At 44.7% G+C, this 20,765-nt stretch carries 17 protein-coding genes; 3 read left to right on the top strand and 14 right to left on the bottom strand.

Translation table 11 applies throughout. From position 1 onward, the window contains the following. The 14 genes from AC4OGX_RS19025 to AC4OGX_RS18960 form a co-directional block, all read right to left on the bottom strand. On the bottom strand, positions 1 to 97 hold a 97-nt coding region (locus AC4OGX_RS19025), incomplete at its 3' end, for a preprotein translocase subunit SecE (RefSeq protein ID WP_493332312.1). Between the two features lie 22 nt (positions 98 to 119). Then, positions 120 to 269 carry a 50S ribosomal protein L33 gene (rpmG, locus tag AC4OGX_RS19020; RefSeq protein WP_109732732.1) on the bottom strand — a complete coding sequence of 50 codons (150 nt, stop codon included), beginning with the start codon at positions 267 to 269 and terminating at the stop codon, positions 120 to 122. 177 nt (positions 270 to 446) lie between these two features. Then, complete coding sequence (locus AC4OGX_RS19015) at positions 447 to 1,934, bottom strand: response regulator transcription factor (protein ID WP_493332305.1); 1,488 nt, start codon at positions 1,932 to 1,934, stop codon at positions 447 to 449. Then, on the bottom strand, positions 1,927 to 3,708 hold the full coding sequence (locus AC4OGX_RS19010; protein ID WP_493332303.1) for a sensor histidine kinase: 1,782 nt from the start codon (positions 3,706 to 3,708) through the stop codon (positions 1,927 to 1,929). The genes AC4OGX_RS19015 and AC4OGX_RS19010 overlap by 8 nt, the downstream gene beginning before the upstream one ends. Positions 3,709 to 3,832: 124 nt before the next feature. Next, on the bottom strand, positions 3,833 to 4,663 hold the full coding sequence (locus AC4OGX_RS19005; protein ID WP_493332302.1) for a carbohydrate ABC transporter permease: 831 nt from the start codon (positions 4,661 to 4,663) through the stop codon (positions 3,833 to 3,835). 3 nt (positions 4,664 to 4,666) lie between these two features. Beyond that, positions 4,667 to 5,524: a carbohydrate ABC transporter permease gene (locus AC4OGX_RS19000; protein WP_493332301.1), complete on the bottom strand. Its 858-nt coding sequence runs from the start codon at positions 5,522 to 5,524 to the stop codon at positions 4,667 to 4,669. A gap of 63 nt (positions 5,525 to 5,587) precedes the next feature. Then, entirely contained in the window at positions 5,588 to 6,898 is a 1,311-nt protein-coding gene (locus AC4OGX_RS18995) for an ABC transporter substrate-binding protein (protein WP_493332300.1), read from the bottom strand. Between the two features lie 85 nt (positions 6,899 to 6,983). Then, entirely contained in the window at positions 6,984 to 9,632 is a 2,649-nt protein-coding gene (locus tag AC4OGX_RS18990; RefSeq protein ID WP_493332299.1) for a family 78 glycoside hydrolase catalytic domain, read from the bottom strand. Positions 9,633 to 9,650: 18 nt separating this feature from the next. After that, positions 9,651 to 10,631 carry a D-2-hydroxyacid dehydrogenase gene (locus AC4OGX_RS18985; protein WP_493332298.1) on the bottom strand — a complete coding sequence of 327 codons (981 nt, stop codon included), beginning with the start codon at positions 10,629 to 10,631 and terminating at the stop codon, positions 9,651 to 9,653. A 13-nt stretch (positions 10,632 to 10,644) separates the two neighbouring features. Then, on the bottom strand, positions 10,645 to 11,508 hold the full coding sequence (locus AC4OGX_RS18980; protein WP_493332297.1) for a phosphogluconate dehydrogenase C-terminal domain-containing protein: 864 nt from the start codon (positions 11,506 to 11,508) through the stop codon (positions 10,645 to 10,647). Positions 11,509 to 11,537: 29 nt separating this feature from the next. Beyond that, complete coding sequence (locus AC4OGX_RS18975) at positions 11,538 to 12,473, bottom strand: transketolase family protein (RefSeq protein WP_493332296.1); 936 nt, start codon at positions 12,471 to 12,473, stop codon at positions 11,538 to 11,540. Further along, positions 12,473 to 13,294: a transketolase gene (locus AC4OGX_RS18970; protein WP_493332295.1), complete on the bottom strand. Its 822-nt coding sequence runs from the start codon at positions 13,292 to 13,294 to the stop codon at positions 12,473 to 12,475. The genes AC4OGX_RS18975 and AC4OGX_RS18970 overlap by 1 nt, the downstream gene beginning before the upstream one ends. 203 nt (positions 13,295 to 13,497) lie before the next feature. After that, complete coding sequence (locus tag AC4OGX_RS18965) at positions 13,498 to 14,469, bottom strand: Gfo/Idh/MocA family protein (RefSeq protein WP_493332293.1); 972 nt, start codon at positions 14,467 to 14,469, stop codon at positions 13,498 to 13,500. A 303-nt stretch (positions 14,470 to 14,772) separates the two neighbouring features. Continuing rightward, a complete protein-coding gene (locus AC4OGX_RS18960; RefSeq protein ID WP_493332292.1) occupies positions 14,773 to 15,378 on the bottom strand; it encodes a TetR/AcrR family transcriptional regulator in 606 nt (201 codons plus the stop codon). 211 nt (positions 15,379 to 15,589) lie between these two features. Between AC4OGX_RS18960 and AC4OGX_RS18955 the strand changes: the two genes are divergently transcribed. The 3 genes from AC4OGX_RS18955 (at position 15,590) to AC4OGX_RS18945 (ending at position 20,659) form a co-directional block, all read left to right on the top strand. Beyond that, positions 15,590 to 17,701 carry an efflux RND transporter permease subunit gene (locus AC4OGX_RS18955; RefSeq protein WP_493332291.1) on the top strand — a complete coding sequence of 704 codons (2,112 nt, stop codon included), beginning with the start codon at positions 15,590 to 15,592 and terminating at the stop codon, positions 17,699 to 17,701. Positions 17,702 to 17,770: 69 nt separating this feature from the next. Next, complete coding sequence (locus AC4OGX_RS18950) at positions 17,771 to 20,296, top strand: hypothetical protein (protein ID WP_493332289.1); 2,526 nt, start codon at positions 17,771 to 17,773, stop codon at positions 20,294 to 20,296. 213 nt (positions 20,297 to 20,509) lie between these two features. Further along, positions 20,510 to 20,659 (top strand): hypothetical protein, encoded by a 150-nt coding sequence (locus tag AC4OGX_RS18945; protein ID WP_493332288.1) that lies wholly within the window; start codon positions 20,510 to 20,512, stop codon positions 20,657 to 20,659. Positions 20,660 to 20,765 lie beyond the last annotated feature (106 nt).

Raw genomic sequence — 20,765 nt, 5'->3', positions numbered from 1 at the left:
CAAGTGTTTTCTTGTCTGGCCAAATGACTTTCTTAAACTCTGCCTGAAGCCCTTTGAACCAGCTCTTCTTCTGAGTTTTGGCTGTTTTCTCACCCATGACATCCACTTCCTTCCAACGACTATTTCGTCTCTTTGTGCAGTGTGTGTGATTTACAGAACTTACAGTACTTCTTAGTCTCCATGCGCTCAGGATGTGTTTTCTTATCCTTTGTCATGTTGTAGTTACGATGTTTGCATTCTGTACATTCCAATGTGATTCTTGTGCGCACAACTTCCACCTCGCTTTTTTCTTATTCACTACGTGTTACATGATGGTTGCGAAGCCATCTAATTTTAGGCATAAAAAAAAGACCTACTTCCATTCGCTAGAGCATTGTACCATAGGCGGAGCGTGGAAGTCAAGCCTTTTTCTTATATTCCTTTTTTGTAAGAGCAGTCATGACTAATCACATTGCCCTTTCCATAAACTCCTTCGGGCATACTCCTGTGACGGATCTAAAGATACGGCTAAAATAAAACTGATCAGAATATCCGACACGTCCCGCGATATCCTTCACAAATGCAGATGGTTCCTGCTGCATCATACGTTTTGCCTGATCTATCCGTATTTCTGTCAGATAGTTTGTAAAAGAAGTCTCTTTATATATTCGGAACATCCTGCTCAAAGAGGTCTGTGACACGCCAAATTTCCGGCAGATTTCCCCCAGAGTCAGTGGTTCCCTGATATGTGTATCTAAATAAGCTAAAATGAAACGGAATAATTGCTCCTTATCATCAATACTTTCCTTTTTTATATTAGGAATACACTGCTTTATCAAAAGGACGAGGCTGTTTCCCAATTCGCTCATGTCTGCCGCATAATAAAACGCATCATCTAACATATACTCTATTTCCGCAGACTTTATTTCTAATGGGCGGACATTTTGGAGAAGGCGCAGGATGTATTTGATTTCTGACTCCATATATAACTGACTTCTGGCCTCCTCTTTCCACACAGCAAAGACATTGTTGAGTTCTTCTGAAATCCTCTCGTAATCTCTGCAGCGAATCAGGTGTTCCACATGATCCAATGTATGTTTTTCTTCCTCGCTTACGTGCACAGCCGGAATATTAGTGCTAAGCCCAATCAGCTGATTTTTTCCTGTGATAAGTGATTCGTCCAGCTTCCTGTAAAGTTTTTCTGCAAGATCCGGCAGTTGGCTGATCAAAATTCCATTTTCACAGAACACGCCTGTCACATAGGACCCTCGTTTTTGCTTTTGTTCCCGGCGGAACAATTTTTCTGCAAACTCTGGGAATGTACACTGAAACAGGACTTCCTGAGGAATCAGATATAATGCCTCCATCTCATCCCGGCCGTAAAGATATATCTTTTCCTCTTCCATGGAGAAAATCTCGACACCATGCTTCTTTATGAATCGACTTGGCAGTCCATTCCATCGGAAGATGACAGCGTAGTATACTTCTGATGAAAAATACCGCTTCAATTTCACCTTATCATCCACCTCTTCCTTGTGGCATAGGGACCGCAGTATCTGTGTCCTTTTCTCATGGTAAAAGCTGTTCAGCCGGACCTCCATCCTTTCCATCAAGGCCATCATGTCCGACGGAACCAGAGGTTTGAGCAGATAATCACACACACCGGAGCGCAGTGCACTTTTGGCATACTCAAACTCCGAGTAACCACTGACGATTACAGACAGGATTTCAGGGAACTCTTTCTTTACCTGAGATACCAATGCAATCCCATCCATGATCGGCATCCGGATATCCGTGATCAATATATCTGGCTGGTCTTTACGGATCAGCTCCAAGGCCTCCGCCCCATTCTGTGCTGTCCAGGCAATTTCAAACTGAGGACATTTTTTCTCTAATATCATACAGACATGGTTCAAACCTATTGGCTCATCATCTACTACTAATATTTTATACATCCGTTCCACACTCCTTCACACCAATGATCACATCCGTCCCGCCTGATTCTGCCGACTCAATTCTGAAGATCAATGATTCCTTATATAGCATGTAAAGTCTTGCATATATGTTCACCAATCCCATCCCGCCTATCTCAAGTTCTACATTACTGCGGTCATATGTCAGTTTATTCCTGACTGATTCGACAGAATCCATGATTTCCTGCAGCCGCTCCTTAGATATACCGCTGCCGTTATCATGTACTCTAATAAACCATTCGTGTTCTCCACGATATCCTGTCACTGTTACCTCTATCACATCAGCACTTTGTCTGTATCCATGAACCGCTGCATTTTCCACGATCTGCTGCAGCACGATTTTAGGAAGCATTCTGTCACTGATACCTGGATCCACATCAATCTCATATCTTAACTTATAGTCATACCGATACTTTAACAATTTCAAATACGACTCCATATATTCAATCTCATTCTTCACAGCAGCATATTTATCCTTTGTATTGGTTGCGTAACGCAGCATTTCGGCAAGCTCTTTACAGATATCACAGATAACTTCATCGTCTGATAAGACACCTCTGTTTGATATCACATTCAAAACATTATATATGAAATGAGGATTAACCTGCGCCTGCAGCAGATCGAATTGGGCCTGAAGCTGCAAGAGTGACATTCTCTTTTCTTTCAGCATAGACTCATTCAAACGGTCTAACACCTCTTTGTATGCCACATATAGAGACTCAATTTCGTCATTCGAGATTTTCTCAGGAATCTCCGCTTCTATATTATCCAAATGTGTTGTTTCCATGAATCTCTGCAGCTGTCTGATCGGTCTTGTCAACTGCCGGGATGTAAGATACACATAGCCAAGGGATAATCCCAGAAGGCCAACTAAGAGTAGAATGCTGACAGGAAGCGATGCTTTTGCCGCGCTCTCTCCAATGTTTACATTCGCAATTGTAAGCAATACTATATCCTGACTTTCCGACTCCTGCTTTAAACACAATACCTTTTTCCCATCTTCATTTTTAATTTCCTTTATCCCCTGGATATCTCCTTCCATCTGTTCCAGATACCTGTCAACCGCTATACTTTCATCTGCAGAGTATAGGAGCTCTCCCTCTTTAGTTATAAACAGATAGGTAACATTTTCTTCCTTATCAGCAAACATCTGATCTAGCTTTTCTTTACTCTGCTGGATTTCGACATACCCCATCTGCATCCCCTGGATTTCCTTCACAACAGAAATTACATATGGTTTCTTCTTACTTCCCCAGTCATCTTCATGAAGCCCGATTATAACGTCTTTTCCGCCTTTATTACTTACCTTTTCTTTCCATGGATAGTTTTTATACGTCGCATTAATAGCAGGAGACATACCTGTATAATTTGTATTAGATATCACATTTTTATTTTCATTGAACACAATTGCACGGTAATACTCATCCATTAAATAATATGTGGACAGTTTTGTCCGGATTGCTGCAGATGCATCATGGAAATACATTTCTTCATAGGTATCAGCATCTAAAACAGCAAATTCCTGAAGGGCATCCAGGATATCGACATCAGACAAAAAATAGGTAATAACACCTTCCATCCCTGAAAGCAGGCTCTCCATCTGCTGAAGCTTCACTTTAGAAACTGTACTGATATTCGTATACTCTCTCTCCTTATACTGCCGTACATTTAAAACATAGTACACGCTTCCGAAGATTACGGTCACTACAACAGAAAAGAGCATGTACACAACAATGATCTTCTTTTGAAATTTCATTTTTTAGACCCTTCCCTTTTATCCACCACAGAAATATTATAACACAGGCAGGCTTAATCCGATGTCAAATGCCCAAACAGATTTTTTGATACAACTAAAAGACGGCTCACACCGTCTTTTGATACTAACCTTTTACTGCCCCCGCTACCATCCCATCTACAATCCGCTTATTAAAGAAGATGAATAGTATCAGCATCGGAACCGTAATCAAGATCACATCTGCAAACAGAAGATTATAGGAACTTGCATACTGGCCCATAAAATTATAAAGCGTCAGCTGAACTGTTGCATTTTCTGCTCCCGGAAGAAAATACAGTGGATTGGTAAAATCATTGAATATAGTGACTGCATTCAGGATGATTACCGTAGATGTCACCGGCTTTAACAATGGAAAAATGATCTTCGTAAATATCTTCCAGCCTGAACATCCATCGATATACCCTGCTTCTTCCAGTTCTACCGGAATAGAGCTCATGAACCCCCGGTAAAGCATCACTGTAAACGGAATATGCAATGCTGCTTCTATAAGAATCATGCCTGTTAATGTTTTATATAAATGAATCCGCTGCAATACCCAAATTGTGGGAAGAATGGCCGCCGGAACCATCAAGCCGGTCATAATCAAAGCATTACATACTCCCATTGTCCTGTCTTTTCGTCTCTGAATAACATATCCACCCATGGAACCAACAATGATCAGGATAAGGACCGAACCAATGACCAGCATCCCGCTGTTTTTAAATGCCGTGATGATCTGGTAATTGTTTGCCTGGAATACCTGCAGAAAATTCTCAATATGTGCGTTCTCCGGCAGACTAATATTCAGTAGATTTGCTTCTCTGCGCTCCTTCAATGCATTGATCAGCATAAAAGCAAACGGTACGATAAAGAAAACTGCTGCTGCCAGAAGTCCGGCTGCATCTCCTAATATGTAAAGTCTTTTTCTCTTTTTCATAAATCAGTCCACCTCCTTGCTCAGCAGAAACTTTTGCAGCGGAAACGCCAGTACCGCGATCAGGATAAACATGATAACATTCCCTGCCGTGGATAACCCATAATATCCAGCTGCATACTGCTTATATACGGTAGATGCCATCACCTCTGTCGCATATCCAGGGCCCCCTCCGGTCATCGCCCAGATCAGTTCAAATGTCCTGAGCCCCCCAATAAAGGATAGGATAATGACCGAATTCATCGCCGGACGGGAAAGGGGAACTGTGATTGCCCTCAGACTCTGCCAAGCCCCGGCTCCGTCAATGGACGCCGCCTCATAGAAGGTCTTATCAATAGACTGCATGCCTGCTATGAAAATCACAGTCGCCACACCTACGCCTTTCCATACATCTGTCAGAATGACAGCATACAGTGCTGTGTGGGTGTTCCCCAGCCAGTCCATCCCATTCCCTCCAAACAGCTCTATCACACGATTGATCAAACCTTTGGATGGATGCATCAGCGCGCAGAAGGTAATTCCTACCGCAACTGTACTGATCAGATTCGGAAAAAATACAACTGAACGCAGAAAATTCTTCGTCTTGATCCTGCTTGTCAAAAACACTGCAAGGAAGAATGCAAGGACCAATTTCAGAACGCAAGTAAGAACCGCATAGATCATGGTATTTTTAATGGAACTGTAAAGTGATGAATCTGAAAAAAACGTTTTAAAATTATCGAGTCCACAGAACGTAAAACTATGAAAATCCCATACCGTCAGGCTGAAGAACAGCGATATTACCATTGGCAGAAGGAAGAATATTGTAAATACAGCCATAGCCGGCACCATAAACCAATTAGAATATATTTTTTTCCTGTTCATATCCACCCTCCGTATTTCATAAAATACCTGGGGGCATGCTATGAAGCGCACCCCCGCATTTTTCTACCATTTAAGCCCCAGTTGTGTTGCCTGCTTCTCACAGTCTTTATCATATTTCTCGGCTGCTTCCTTTGCCGTTGTCTGTCCTGATCCTAATTCCTGGCAGATTGTTGGACAGTCTGCGCCCTTCACCTGGCTGATGTATTCCAATGCCGGCGCAGTCTTTCCTGAATCAAGATAAGACTGGATATCCTGCGCCACTGCATCATAGGATTCTGATGGGAGGTCATAACCTTTCACACAATATGGACCTGCCGGAAGTGCCGCTTCTGTATATGCATCAAGTGCTTCATCAGAGATATAGAATTCCATGAAATCTAAAATAGCCTCTTGTTTTTCACTGTTTTTATTACCATAGATCGCTACCGGATACCAGAGGGTGATCCCATTATTAGCTGCATCATCTCCCGGAACTCCGAAAATGCCGATATCATTGACCTTATCTCCGTAAAGATCATAGATATTTGTCAGCGCCTTAGAAAGAATGAACCAATGTCCTGCCTCTCCATTTGCCATCATGTCGCACCCATCATCGTATGTCGTTGCCAGGTAATCTTCGTTATAGTATGGTGTAGTATCTGCTAATTTCTCAAAGCTTCTCAATGCCTCCGGTGTTGTCGCCCATTTTGCTTCCCCTGCATCAAACTTTTCTGCGAAGTCCGGTGCGTTCGTTATTAAATTATAAGCGTCTCCTAAAAACGGAATCTGTGCGGTCCAAGCATCACCGAAGGTTCCCAGTATAGCTGTCTCACCAGCCTCTTTGAGTACATCACAGTTTGCCATAAATTCATCCCACGTTTTCGGAACATCCAGCTTATACTTTTCATACATCGATTTGCTGTACATAACCGCCTCTGCCTGTGAGGACTGATATGGAACTCCGTAGACCCCGTCCCCTACTGAGACGGCTTCTTTGTATGAATCATCCAAACGGTCCGCAAATTCCTCTCCTGATATATCAATAAAATATTCTTTAGGATTGATTGCATTTAATAGGGAGCCGGAGTTATAGACACATAAGTCAGCCATATCCCCGGAGGCCAGTCTTGTCTTTACTATATTGTCGCCTTCTGTTCCTCCCGGTCTTGTCTCAACATTCACCCTGATTCCCAGCTTTTCCTCTGCAAGCTTAGCTACTGCCTCGAATCCAGCCGTCGATGCATTTGCCGTGTCCACCAAAAGAGACAGTTCTGTAATATCCTTGTCTTTCCCTTTCGTCTCCTCTCCGTTCGTACCTCCTGAGCCTGAACATCCCGCTATCAAACCTGTTGCAAATACTGCGCTCATGAATACTGCTACTACTCTTTTTTTCATACCATTTTCCTCCTGAGTGTTAATATCATACTAACATGTACCTTTTTTAATAAGACTGGTAAATATAACCATTTTAAATAAACCATCAAATCACATATATGATCTGGTAAATACCCGATCCTGCTTCTGCCCGATATATCTCATCTTCCTTTTCAAACACAAGTCCATCAGTGTGTTTCAATACTTTTACATCACGGATACAGATGACCCCGTTTGTATTACACGGTATCTCCACCTTTAGGGTGACGCAGTTTCCACGGACCTGCCAGCCGGAACAGATTTTGCCATATATACTGTCATAGGAAGCGCTCACATGTGTAAGCGCGCCTCCAATATGCGGCCGGATGATGATCGTATGAAATCCCGGGTCTTCTTCTGAAGCCTCTAGCCCTGCCATGGCTCTGTACAGCCACTCTCCCACGGCACCATATGCATAGTGGTTAAATGAATTCATCGCCGGACTCCACATCGTACCATCCGGGCGTTTTCCATCCCAGTGCTCCCATATCGTAGTTGCCCCCTGTTTGACCTGATACAGCCAGGAAGGAAAATCTTCCTTTAGAAGCAGCTCATACGCTTCTTTTGTATATCCATTTTGACTTAATGCATGGCAGAAATATGGTGTTCCTACAAATCCAGTAACTAAATGCCCTTTCTCCTTTTTTAAAAGTGCTGCCAAATCCTCTGCTGCCCTGCCTATAGCTTCTGCCGGAAGCAGGCCGAAATAAAGAGAAATAATATGAGCAGTCTGAGTCCTGACCATGAGTCTGCCCTCCTGATCCAGAAATGTTTTCTGATAGGTGTCCTTTATCTCCTCATAAAGTCGGGTGTATTTTTTTTCATCTCCTTTCTCCCCGATCACACCTGCCATTTTTGAGAATAGCTTCGTAGAATATGCATAATAGGCCGTACAGGTCAGATCATTCGGAGTCGCTCCATAATAACTGCCCTCCTCTGCATCCAATGCGACCCAATCGCCAAACTGTAATTTATAGTTCCAGATATTATGATCGGAATGCTTCCTCATGAACTCAATCCAGGCCTTCATACTTTGATACTGACGCCGTATCACAGCAGTATCCCCATACATCAGATAGAGAGTCCACGGAATGATGACCGCTGCATCTGCCCATGCTGCCGCAGAATGTGTCCCTTTCTCAAAAATCTTTCCCTGTACCGGCTTTCCTGTCCAGATATCAGGTACTACATGGGGCACCCCTCCTTCGTAAGTCTGATCCGCCTCAAGGTCACGCAGCCACTTACTGTAAAACGTGTAGGTATCCTTCAGATATGTGGCCGTCCTGCAGAAAATCTGTGCATCTCCTGTCCAGCCCAGTCTCTCATCTCTCTGCGGACAGTCTGTGGGGACGTCCAGAAAGTTTCCGTTCATTCCCCAAACAATGTTATGGTAGAGCTGGTTCAGATCCGGGTTGGAGCAGGTAAACTTTCCGGTTTCTTTCATGTCTGAATAAAGTACACATGCTGTAAAATCTTCGATCACCGGTTTTCCCGGATAGGAAGCAACCTTAGCATACTGAAATCCCTGGAAGGAAAAATGAGGATGGAACCATCCTGTCTCCTCTCCGCTGCATATATAAGTAACTGTCTGTTTTGCTGTCCGCAAATTCTCCAGATAGACATTCCCTTCTGCATCCAGCGTTTCAAAACAATTCAGTTCTATCTTATCGCCCCGTTTTCCTTGAATCCTGAATGAAATCCATCCTGTCAGATTCTGCCCAAAATCAATTACCGTATCGCCCTGCGGAGTACAGAAAATCCTCTTTGCAGACATCTCTGCTCTATTTCCCACACGGCAGCTCCCCTGTACTGTAAGAATCTCATTGGGAACCTCAATGATTGAGACCTCATTCCACTGCCGGTCATCAAAACCGCTCTGATTCCAGCCTCTACATTCCAGCCTGGCATCGTAAAGTTCTCCATCATATATTTCGGAAAAAAGGACTGGACTTTGGCTGCTTTTCCAATTTGAGTCTGTCCAAAATCTGTCTCTGCTGCCGTCATAATATAGGACTTCTATCTGACACATGAAAGAGGTTCTTTTTCCATAGTGGTTCCGCACTCTTAAAGATCCCACATCCCCTTTATACCATCCTGCGCCTGCCATCGAAGCTGCCGTATTAATTCCGGCTTTTAGATATTCTGTAATTTCATATGTCTGATATAAAAGATGTTTATGATAAGAGGTCCAGCCTGGAGTGAACTCATCCTCCCCGATCTTCTTTCCGTTGATATAAAAATGGTAAAGTCCAAGTGCTGTTGCATGCACAAATGCTTCTTTGATTTCTTTATAGATCTGGAATTCTCTTCGAAAATAATAGGCACGGCTTTCTGCACTTTTATACACATCCTCTGCTGTAATGAATTTCGCCTTCCATTCATCCCGGTTCAGAATCCCGGTTACAAAGCTGCTTTCTTTCCATTCACTGCATTCTTGATCCTTCGTCCATACACGAACACGGATATAGTATCGTTGGGAAGATTCCAGATGTATCTCTTTCCCCTCCAGGGAAATATGAGCAGACTCTCCGCTTTCTTTCCTCTTGGTATCGAACAAAATTTCCCCATATCCTGACTCTCCTGCTATTTGTATCTGGTAGGCCTCCTGTTTTACTCCTCTCCTGTCTGAGCAGAGTTTCCAGCCGATCTGTTCTATGCGTTCAATCCCGGTGGGAGCATTCTGATAGTTAATCAGAACTTCTGTTATCTCAATCAAGTTTTCTCCTCCGCTTTTCTAGGAAGCTGTCTGCAGGTTTACGACATTCACAGGCTTCCCATCCATATAACTCTGAAGATTCTCTGCAGCTATGTGAAGCAGCCGTTCTCTGGCTTCCCGCGGTGCCCAGGAAATATGGGGCGTTATAATACAATTCGGGGCTTTTAGGAGTGGATTATCTGCCTTTATCGGTTCACTTGAAACAACGTCCAGTCCGGCTGCTGCTACTTTTCCACAGACAAGAGCTTCCGCAAGATCTTTTTCCACAATCAACGGGCCTCTGGAGTTGTTCAGGATGATAACTCCATCCTTCATCCTCCGGATAGATTCCCGGTTGATCAAACCTTCTGTCTCAGGAAATAAGGGACAGTGCAGTGCTATTACATCGGACTTTTCCAACACTTCCTCCAGTTCGGCATAACGGCAGTGTTCATTTTCCAGCCCGGGATCTTGAAACGAATCACATGCCAGTACCTCCATCCCCAGCGCCTGTGCAATCCGGCCTGTCATCTGGCCGATCCGGCCGTATCCTATGATTCCCATTGTCTTATGATCCAGCTCAATCAGTGGATAATCCCAGAAACACCAGTCTGGGTTCTGTTCCCATCTTCCTTCCTGCACTGCTTGATTATGATGTCCGATATGATGACAGATTTCCAATAATAGTGCAATTGCAAACTGCCCCACTGCCGCTGACCCATAGGATGGTATATTAACGACTGGTATTTCCCTTCTCCCTGCCTCCTCAATATCCACTACGTTATAACCGGTTGCCAGTACTCCCACATAGCAAATACCCGGACATGCTTCAAAAACCTCGGCAGACAACGGTGTTTTATTCGTAAAAACAATATCAGCATCCCCGATCCTTCGAATGATTTCATGGGTATCATTCAAAGGAGTTCTGTCATAAACTGTACATTCTCCAAGCTTCTCCAGAGGTGCCCAGCTCAAATCTCCTGGATTCAATGTATATCCATCTAATACTACAATTTTCATTCTTCCCCTCCTGTCAGATCTGCGGGTCTTCCGGATGCAGCATTGTTGCGATCACTTTATCAAGGACCTCATTCTCCCAAATCTGTTTCCAATCTTCTCTCATGACTAATCTGTTCCCCAGGCCGATTGCCACCTTACACGCATCTGAAACCGGAGGATTACCTGGAATATAGCCCAGGAAATTCGCAGACAGATTATAAATATGGCCTGTCAGGAAAGATACTGCCGCTTCTCTTTTAATGCCTCTCTTCTCTGCCTCATCTACAGTCTCAGCCATAGCATACAGACAGGTTGCTCCCAGCAGTTCAACTAAAGTCGGCTCCAAAAACGCTATCTGTTCTGATGTCATCACATAGGCATGCTCCACCGGGGCATACATCTGTTTTGCAACCTCTATGCACTGTACGAAGCGCTCGTCATCTCCCAGAATCTTTGACATAACAATATCCTGCTTTCCTCCCAGTCCGCCGAACCGGTCCTGACGTGCTTCATATGTATCCTGATCTAAGAAATAGGATGGATGACAGGGATGTGCCACAGCAAAGGTACAGTCCTCACGCAGTGTCAGTTCCTTTGCTACTGCTGCAGCCGGATCCAAGATGATAAACCCGCTGCCCGGTTTCAGTTGCGGTACATAGACTTTTGACAGCTTCCCGATCAAGGTATCAGGCACTGCAAAGACAACAACATCTGATTTTTCCAGTGCTTCCTCAGCACTGACTGGCTCAAAGCCTCTTTCTTTGATACTCAGGATTCCCTCCGGGGAAGCTTCCACCATCAGCAATTCAAAATTTTCCGGCTTTTGAGCCAGGTTATTGCTTGTTCTTGTTCCCATCTTTCCCCCTGCACCTATCACACTTACTACTATTTTCCCCATCTTTCTTATTCCTTTCTTCCGCCTTTATTTTATTTCTCCATATATTTTACTGTTTCTACAATATTATCTACAGATAACCCATAAGCGTCTGCAAGCTCCTTGGCAGGCCCAGATTCTCCGAATGTATTCAACCCCAGCCTCACAATTCTTTTCGGAGCATTCTCCACAGAAAGTTTACTGATGTATGAACCCATGCCTCCGTTGATATTATGGTCCTCAACCGTGACAATCCTTTCACTCGCTGAGATTTTCCTGATGACAGCCTCCGGATTCTTTCCATAAAGGATATTGACATCCCCCACTGTGACAAAAATCCCCTGCTCCTTTAGTACCTCGGCAGCCTCAAGAACCCTGTCTAAAACAAATCCGTTTGATAGAAGTAATGCATCATTTCCATACCTTTTTAAAACCGTGATTCCCTCTCTGCTAAACGGAGCACTTTCAGGATATACATCCTTCTCCCTTCCGCTTCCAGCTCTCACATAGACCGGTCCGCTGATCTCGTAAGCCATCTTCACTGCATGATATGCCTGATTCCCATCCGCCGGCGTTAAGATTGTAAAGTTAGGGATATTAGAAAGAATCCCTATATCTTCATAAAACTGATGGGTCACTCCTTCGCGCTCTCCACCTAAAAGACCGGAGTTAATTCCAACAAACTTGACATTCAAATTAGGATATGCAACAAAGGTCCTCATCTGCTCACATGCTCTCATTGTCAGGAATCCACCATATGTTGCTACAAACGGAACCAGACCGGAAGCCGCAAGGCCTGCTGCCACATCAACTGCATTTTGCTCCGATATTCCGACTTCTACATATTCATCCGGAAAGCACTCTGCAAATTTTACCGCACGCATTGCTTTTAAAGAGTCTGGTGAAACAAACATGACCCTGTCGTCCTGTTTGGCAAGTTCCATGACTGCCTGTGCAAATGCTTCCCTTGTTCCTTTAAACTCTGCCATTATTTCACACCTCCCAAAGCTTCTGCCGCAATTTTATATTCCTCCTCTGTCGGAACCCCTTTATGCCACGCATTGTTGTTTTCCATAAAAGAAACTCCTCTGCCCTTGATACAATCACAGACGATAACACTTGGCCTGCCCTTTGCCGCTTTTGCTTTCTCGACTGCCTGCTGAATTTCCTCGATGCTGTGACCGTCTATCTCCTGGGCATGCCATTGAAATGCTTCAAATCTTTCCTTGATGTTATTGGAACCAATTGTCCCCTCCACTGTGCCGCCGCTCTGCCAGCCATTTTTATCAACAAAAACTATCAGGTTATCCAATTTGTGAGCTGCCGCTGTATTGATTCCTTCCCAGCAAACTCCCTCCTGCAATTCTCCGTCCCCGGTAATCACATACACATCGTAGTCTTTCTTTCTATACTTTCCGGCCAGCGCCATGCCGCTGCCTATTGAAATCCCATTTCCCAAAGACCCTGATGTCATATCAACACCTTTCGTCTTATTCATGACTGGATGTCCCTGAAATCTGCTTCCTAATTCCCTTAAATGGAAGTCCTCTATTTTATCACCAAAGTACCCCTTTTCCGAAAGTGCTGCATAATAGATCGGACAGGCATGTCCCTTTGAAAGTATGAATCTGTCTCTCTCCTCCCAATCAGGATCATTAGGATCGATTTTCATTTTATCAAAATACAGAACCGCTACAATGTCTGCAATAGACAGCGCTGGTCCGGGATGACCGTCTTTTCCCCTGTATACCATATCGACTGCCGTCATTCTCAAACGGTCCGCGATCTCTCTAAGTTCCTCTGCATTCATAATTACCCTCCTTGATGAAGCCTTGAATATGTCCTTATGTTCCTTTCGATACACTTACGATATCATATATATGTTTTCGTTTGGATAGAATATCAAAGCAAAAACATGGATTATCCAATTATAAATATTTTTTACAAAACAAAAGAAGTCCAGTGAGAGGACATCCTCATTTCACTGAACTTCTTTTGATTCTGCATGTATCTCTAATACCCGATCTCTTTAAGCACCTGATCCAACGTCTCAGCAGTCTGAATCGAAAACTCATTTGACACCCAGGGCTTCTCCCCCTCCATGATGCAGCGCCCAAACTGTTCTGTTTCCAATTGATAATTGCTCTTCACAGATAAAGAGAAGGTCTCCGTGTTTCCATCTTTGTGGATATAATAAGTGCATTCCCCCTCTTGGTTGAACCGGATCGGCGCCTCAAGCGTGCCGTCTGTACCATATATAAAATACCGGTCTGCCCGCTGCGGGGAACACAGCCCCTGTCTTGCACTGGCCTTTGCACCGGACGGGAACACCAGATATGCCGATGAAAAATCATCCACACCATTCTCCATAAATCCGCCTGCTGCCCTGACCTGGCACGGCATTTCCTTAAATACACTTAAAATCAGACTAATATTATAGCATCCGAGATCATACGTTCCCCCGCCAAAGGTCTCTTTACGCATCCGTATATTCTCCTGTCCATAGCTCGGAGTAAAAAAGCAGGACTCCATGAATAAGGGCTCGCCTATCACCTTATTATGTACCTTGTCCAGGATCTCCTTTGTCGCATCACTGTGCAGATAGGCAAAGGCTTCCATCAAAAGTCCCCCCTCCTGTTCACATATCTGCACCAATTCCTTCACTTCTGCCGCAGTCGGTGCCAGAGGCTTTTCGCACAGGATATGTTTCTTCTTTCTTGCTGCCTTCACTGCCCATTCCTTATGAAGCTGGTTCGGAAGGGGAATATATACTGCCTCCACCTGCTCGTCTTCAAGAAGGGCCTCGTAGGAATCATAGGCTTTCTCAAAACCAAATTCCTCCTGGAATTTCTTCACTTTTTCCGGGTTTCTGCCTGCAATGGCGTATAATTCACAGTTATATGCCTTTTTCATCCCCGGTATGGTCTGCTCCCATGCGATACCGGCCGTTCCAAGGACACCCCATTTTACACGTTTGTTTTCCATTTTGCACCTCCGATTAGTCTGTTAGAATATCAAAAACATTCTGCATTGTCTTTCCAATTATTATAACGGCCAGTATCCTATTTGTAAATGAAAAGAGCCCGTTGACGGCGGTGTCACTGCTGTCATCCGTTTTGATAAAATAATGTTATAGAAGGAAGACATCATCCTATATATTGTATTCGCGGACTATAAATAGCCGATCCATCCGGGAATTCTTGATCAGTTAGAAATCAGGGACGTAAGCCTTTTGGGCTTACGTCCCTGGTCCATTGTCGGGCATCTCGTTATATTATGCCTCTATTCCTATGTGACTACATGATTTCTAATGATTGCCCGAATACTTTCGTTCAGGTAAGGCTTTAGTTCCTCGTAGCTGATCGGATCATTTTCCAAAATAGTGCTGTATGAAGTGGAGCTTGCCAGCTCTATGATCAAAAACAGCATTGTCTCCGGTGCCTTTAATTTTACATCCGGATTATCCTTGACTAATCTATAGAAATATCCCATCACATCTACGTCTGCATCCGCCTCATTCTTCGTGATCGCCTGGCGGAAGATCCCCCAGCTTAAGTTCTTGGAGATAAACTTAAGTATCTGCTTGTTCTTCCCCATCTCATCCAGCACATAATCCACGATAAAGATGATCTTGTCCTCAAACTCAGGAATCTGTGCTTTCTCCAATGCATCATGGGCTGACATGAACAGCCGACCTGCGGTCTTGGCTATGAGCCTGTCCCGTATCTCATACTTATCCTTGAAATATAGATAGAAGGTTCCCTTCGCTACTCCTGCTTTTTGTACGATGTCATGGATTGATGTCTTGGAAATTCCCTGCGTCAGGAACAAGTCATATGCACTTTTGAACAGTGACTCTAATTTCTGCTGCTTATTATCATCAACTTTTCCCATCGTTTTCCTCACTCTCTCGACTTAATTTTCTTTATTATAATTTCAAAATGACCCAAAGTCAACTTTTTTCTCAAAAATTATTGACTTATGGTCATTTTTGCTGTATATTACATTTAGTCTTAAAACTGACTAAAGGTCATAAATATTAAAAGACGTGATTTTTACATTATTACGGCTTCAATAACAAAAATGGAAAAGGGAGGCATTACACATGGTTAAAGCAGGTAAGAAAATAGTGAAGTATCGGGTCGTGATCCTGATACTCGGCATTTTACTTCTGATACCATCGGCTTTGGGATTTCTTAAGACCAGAGTGAATTACGACATACTTTATTATCTGCCCGATCATATTGATACGATGAAGGGGCAGGATATCCTGATGAAGGATTTCGGCAAGGGCGCCTTTGCAATGGAGGTTGTCGAGGGGATGAACAACAAAGACGTTGCTGCTGTCAAGGAAAAGATCGAAAATGTTGACGGAGTTGCAGATGTCATCTGGTACGACTCTATCGCAGACCTTTCCATGCCCATCGATGTTCTTCCCGATAAGTTGAAGGATGTGTTTAAGACAGACGATGCGACCTTGATGGCGATCTTCTTCGATGACACGACTTCGGCAGACAGTACCATGGATGCAATCACTGAGATCCGCAGTGTGACCAATAAGCAATGTTACTTAAGCAGCATGTCTGCCGTCGTGACCGATATCAAGATGCTGTCCGAGAAGGAGACACCGATCTATGTATTGATCGCAGTCATTCTCAGCTGTATCGTGCTCTCCGTATTTATGGACTGCTGGATCCTTCCCGTATTCTTCATGCTGAGTATCGGAATGGCGATCCTATATAATATGGGAAGCAACTACTTCCTGGGAGAGATCTCCTATATAACAAAAGCGCTGAGTGCAGTACTGCAGCTGGGTGTTACGATGGACTACTCTATTTTCCTGTGGCACAGCTATCAGGAGAACCAGCAGAGATTTCCGGGAGATAAAGAACGGGCAATGGCACATGCGATCTCTAATACATTTTCCTCCGTTGTCGGAAGCTCTGTTACCACAGTTGCCGGATTCATCGCACTGTGCTTCATGAGCTTTACACTTGGAAAAGACTTGGGGATCGTGATGGCTAAGGGAGTGATATTCGGTGTGATCAGCTGTATTACGATCCTGCCATCCTTTATCCTGATCTTTGATAAGCTGATCCAGAAGACAACACACCGCTCTCTCATACCAAGCATGGAACGGCCGGCAAAGTTCATTACCAAACATTTTAAAGCTTTCGTACTGGTATTTATCGTACTGCTCGTCCCTGCTCTATGGGGCTACAGCAAAGCAGAGGTCTACTATAACCTGGATGCCACACTTCCAAAATATCTGGAAAGCATCAAAGCCAATGAAAAGCTGGCTGATGAATTTGACATGAACGCCACGCATATGGTACTTGCAAACGCGGATCTGCCGCCTAAAGATGCAAAAGCCATGCTAAATGACATGTCTGACGTGAAGGGAGTGAAATTCGCACTTGGGCTTGACAGCCTGTTAGGCTCTGCAGTCCCGCGGGATGTGATCCCTTCTGAATTGACAGAGACACTCAAGGAGGGAGACTGGCAGCTGATCCTGGTACAGTCGGAGTATAAGGTTGCCACCAATGAGGTCAACAAACAGTGTACTACGCTTAATAACATCATTAAGAAATACGATCCTTCTGCCATGCTGATCGGGGAGGCACCATGTACTAAGGACCTGATCACCATTACAGACAAGGATTTCAAGGTAGTAAGTGCGATTTCCATTATCGCGATCTTCATTATTATAGCGATTGTATTTAAATCCATCTCACTGCCGGTCATTCTTGTATCCGTCATTGAGTTTGCAATCTTCATCAACCTGGGAATCCCTTACTTCACGGGAACCAAGATGCCGTTTATCGCATCCATTGTCATCGGAACCATCCAGCTGGGAGCAACCGTGGATTATGCGATCCTGATGACGACCAGATATAAAAAGGAACGCTGTAAAGGAAAGTCAAAAAAGGAATCCATACGGATCGCACTTTCTGCCTCTGTCAGCTCCGTCATCGTCTCTGCACTGGGATTCTTTGCGGCGACCTTTGGTGTCGGTCTTTACTCCGATATCGATATGATTTCCGCACTCTGTACCCTGATGGCACGAGGCGCGATCGTCAGTATGTTCACAGTCATCTTCATTCTGCCGTCTATGCTGATGGTATTTGACAAGGTCATCTGTGTAACAACAAAGGATATGCGTGTCTGCATTAAGAAAAAAGATGATGAGACGGATGAGGCCTGCGCGAATGCTTAAGCTTACCGTTATATAACTGCTTTATTTTATCTGCAAATAGAGGATTGATTTCACAGGAGGTTTATTGAAATGAAAAACAGAGAATATAAAACACTGGTTGCAATTGTACTCGCAATGACTATGGTCGCCGGAACATTATCTTCTGCTTCTACCGTAGTATATGCAAAGGAGAATCATGTAAAAACTGAGTCATCTGCTGATAAGACTGATACAAAGTCCGACAAGAAGTCCTCTTCTGATGTAAAGACTCTTAAGGACGAGACTGTCTATGCCAAAATAGATGGAAGCGGTACCGTTACTTCTGTCACCGTGTCTGACCAGTTGAAAAATGTAACTGACATCAGCAGGATCAAGGATGTATCCACCCTGGAGAATATCGAGAATGTCAAGGGTGACGAAGCATTTTCCCAGAACAGCAGCACTCTTACCTGGAGCGGAGACAGCAAGGACATCTGTTATCAGGGAACAACGGATCAAACACTCCCCGTAGGAGTAAAGATCACCTATAAGCTGGACGGAAAAGATATCAGCGCAGACCAGCTGGACGGGAAGAGCGGCCATCTTGTTATGCGTTATCAGTATGAAAATGCGACAGCAAAATCCGGGAAAGAATATACACCATTTTTGATGGTCACAGGTCTGATCCTGGATACCGATAAGTTCACAAATGTAAAGGTTACAAACGGCAAACTGGTTTCTGACGGAGACCGCGATATGGTACTGGGAATGGGGCTGCCGGAAATGAAATCAACTCTTGGTGTTAAGGACCTGAATATCCCGGACTATTTCGAAATGGAAGCTGATGTAACAGATTATGAGACTGTCGAGGGAATCACCATTGCTACGAATGAAATATTCAACGAGCTGGAGACAGATAAACTGGATGACCTGTCCGACTTAAAGAGCTCTATGAAAAAACTGCAGGACAGCGCAGATCAGCTGGTTGACGGATCCGGAGAGCTTAGGAAAGGGCTGGATACCTTATTATCCTCCTCCAAAACGCTTAAGGACGGGATCGGACAGCTGGCTGACGGAAGTAAGACCTTGAAGACCGGAACCGGTACACTGCTGGATGGAAGCAGGGATCTGGCAGACGGCAGCTCCCTTTTGGCAGACGGAACCGGACAACTGGCAGAAGGAGCGGGAATCTTAAGCTCTGGTACACAAAAGTTAAATGCCGGCCTGGGCCTGGTTTCCAAGAAAGTCTCTGGCGAACTGCTGCCAGGGGTGAAGACTTTGGATGCCGGAGTCCTGGAAATGCAAAAATCTCTGGGTGAAAAGCTTCCTGTCCTGTGCCAGGGTGTTTCCGACTTAAATGCCGGAATTACACAGGCCGCTGACGGTGCTGCTGCTTTAGATGCCGGGATCCAGAAGACAGCTGACGGCGCTGCCGCATTAAACAGCGGAATACAGCAGGCGGCTGACGGTGCTGCTGCGCTGGATGCAGGTGTTCAGAGTGCTGCTGCATCTGCAAAACAATTAAGTGACGCTGCCGGTGCACTGAGTGCTGCTCTGTCGGGAAACAGTGCTGTCACATACAGCGCCGACACCACGGACAGTTACGATGAGATAGCCCAGCTGCAGGCTTTACGGGATTCTTTGGCCAGCGATGAGAATGCCAATGTCTCCGAGGAAACCCTTGGTACATTAAATTCTGTAATCGACTCACTCTCCTGGGAACAGGAACAGCGCAATGGAATATCTGCCCAGAATGCAGAGGCTGCGGCTGATGTACAGACTCCTGCCGGCATGGCACAGACCATTGCAGATGGAGCTTCTGCACTATATGATTCCCTTGCTTCCGGTGATTTAGCTGCCGGGGCAGCCCGTTTAGATGCGGCGATGAATACAGGCGATCCTTCCACCCAAACACCGAGTATCCGAAGTGCGTCCCAGGCCATCAGTTCAGCCCTGAATGACGGCGACGCCTCTACCGGTGTGCCAAGTATCCGTCTCGGTGCCCAGTCACTCGATGCAGCACTCAATAGCGGTGATCCTGCAAACGGTGTCCCCAGCATCAGGGCCGGCATCGGTTCTCTCAACGAGGGTGTGAACGGTAAGGAGGGACTTGGCGCCCTGGTAAATGCAGGAGTCTCCCAGCTGAAAGCCGGAACTTCACAGCTTCTTAGCGGAATCGACGGCAAGAACGGTCTTACAGATGGATTGAACCAGCTTTCCACAGGCGCTTCCAGTGTAAACTCCGGGGCCGCCACGCTGAATGAGAAGATGGCAGACGCTGACAAGGGTGCTAAGAATGTATCTGACGGTGCCTCCCGGTTATCCTCAGGTGCCGGTGAGTTAAACACCGGAGCCGGAACACTGGCAGACGGGATCCAGACATTACAGACCGGCTCCGATGCCCTGATCGACGGAGTCAAACAGCTGGATGACGGTGCAAAGACACTGAATGACGGTATGATCCGGTTCAACGAGGAAGGAATTCAGAAGCTCGTCAGTGCATTTGACGGAGATATCGAAGGAATGCTGGATAAGCTGAATACGATGGTGGATGCCTCCAAGAATTATAAGAACTTCTCAGGAATCTCCGATGAAATGGATGGGGAAGTAAAGTTCATATTTGTTACCAATAAATAAGGTACGGTTTTGCAAAATCTATGTTAAGACAATGCGCCCCGGCTGTATGAAGCAGCCGGGGCACATTACTTTCTTCATCCCATACTATTCATTTTCGCCTTCTTTCTTTGATTTACACATTCTCTAAACTCCAAGAAAAATATATCTCCCCGGATTTTTACCTCTTTCTCTGCATATAATATAGAATACCCAAATATCATAAGGAGGGGCTTTATGATTTATTTTATCTTTTTGACCGGCATTGCCTTGTTCTGCCTGATCACCTTTGTCTTATTTGCCATTTTACACTGCTCTACACCATATGACCGACAGATCGACGATCAGATGCAGGAAGCATTTCTGCGGCATTATAGGAATTACTGATGGAAATACAGACCGCCGATCCAGAACATACAGATGTGGAATCCTTGCATATTGTCCATTGCCACTTCCGGCTTTTCCCTTTATAATATCCTTATCTAAGAAAGAA

The organism is Faecalicatena sp. (assembly GCF_058819085.1).
This window is presented reverse-complemented; position numbering and strand designations above follow the sequence as displayed.